Source organism: Enterococcus sp. DIV1298c (genome assembly GCF_017316315.1).
Lineage (GTDB): Bacteria > Bacillota > Bacilli > Lactobacillales > Enterococcaceae > Enterococcus_B > Enterococcus_B mangumiae.
This window is the reverse complement of the sequence record NZ_JAFLWG010000088.1, coordinates 1-1,699: the sequence shown is the minus strand read 5'-3', so window position 1 is coordinate 1,699 and position 1,699 is coordinate 1. Positions and strand designations below refer to the sequence as shown.

The window sequence follows — 1,699 nt, the reverse complement described above, 5'->3', positions numbered from 1 at the left end:
GCGTCGGCATCGGCATCGGCGTCAGCATCCGCGTCGGCGTCGGCATCCGCGTCGGCTTCTTCATCGTCAGGGATAATTGCAGCTGTCGGTAAACTTGGATTATCAGCTTGGTCATAAGCAATTAACTGAATATCATCTAATGGAGCTACATCTTCTTGAGAAATTGGTATCGTAAAGTTTCCAGTTGCATCTGCTTGACCTTCAGCAATCAAATTTCCAGCATCGTCATAGATCCTAACTGTTGCATTCGGATCAGCCATCCCTGTCACTTCATACCCATCCGTCGAATTACCTGTGACCTCAACGTTGTACGGTGCAGTTACCTCTGCTGCCTGATAAAAAACAGGAGTATAGCCGTCAGTATTTGAAGCAACATTAATATTCAATAAATCAGATTTTACGACTGTTCCTACAAATCCTGCTTCATATGGCACAGAAAGATCTACACCCGCAGCGGTAAGGTCCGCGTATGAAGGGTCTTGGATCGTTGTTGGGATAATCACCGTTGTTCCGCCTAAGATACTTGCATCTGCGACTGATCCAATCAAGGAAGAGCCAACATTCACTAATGGAAGAAGTGCAGCATAAGCAACATTAAATACTGGTTTTACTGTAGCAGCTAGTGCTGTATTGATCGTCGTAGCAGCTACTCTTGCCAAAATACCACCATTATTAGGAGTGGCTTGCAATGCTTGGACGGCGCTGTTCAAATCAGTTAAGATCTTACTTAAATTCTCTCTGATTATCGTTTCTAATGCGCCATCAAGTTCACCATAAATATACTCATCACCTTGCATCTGCAATGGTATTTGTACTTCAGCAGATGTCAGTGTACTTAGATTTTGCAATAAGTTTAATTGTTGATAAACTTGAGCCAAATTCACACTAGCTAACGGATTTGCATTTACCAACGTTCCAATTGTCTGGATCAATGGTGTAACTGCGCCATTCACTGCATTGAGCAATGGAGCTAATTCATCTGTAGGCAATAAAATATCTGTCCGGACGGTTGCATTCCCGTTTGGCGCAACCAACCCTTGCATTTCTTCAGGAATTGCTAATACTGCCCGTCGATTCCCATTTAAGAGACTAACATTGATCCCATTATCACCAGATATCGTAAAATTCACATTTCTTGTTGCCCCTTCAAGAGTATATGGGGCTGTTGTTGTCGTTCCACTTGAGTTCGTTGTAGTTAAATTATTAAATAATTGTCCACTGATAATATCGGCATGCACTTGGTGACTACCGATCGTAAATAACGGAGTGGTGACCGAAATAGGAGTAAGACCTAACATCATTCCGGCAGCAATCGATGTACCAACCAAAATGGATTTTTTAGAACGAGACTTTGCTCGTGCTTTTTGATCCATCGTCTTTCTATAGTCCCTCTTCATCCTTATTCCTCCTAGAGCAGATTCGCGTATCCATTTTCTCCCCCACAGATTAAATCAACACAAAATATGCTTTCTAATGAAACACTCCCTCAAATAATTTTTATCAAAAGACGCCTTTTTCAATCATTTCTGTATTTACAACTTAAGTTATTTTGAATTTTAGCAACCGATAAATAAGAAATCTATTATTAAGCTCTTATAGAAATTTAAATAACTAGAAAATCAAAAAAAATTTTCTCAACAAAAATAAATCAAGTTATATTTTGCATAAAATTTCATTTTTTCGATTGATTATTTTATAC

1 protein-coding gene is annotated in these 1,699 nt (G+C 39.5%); it reads right to left on the bottom strand.

Annotated elements, in window-relative coordinates; translation table 11 throughout:
• Positions 1–1,397: adhesive domain-containing protein (locus JZO83_RS14185; protein WP_207116124.1), on the bottom strand; the 1,397-nt coding region annotated here is incomplete at its 3' end.
• Between the last annotated feature and the right edge of the window lie 302 nt (positions 1,398–1,699).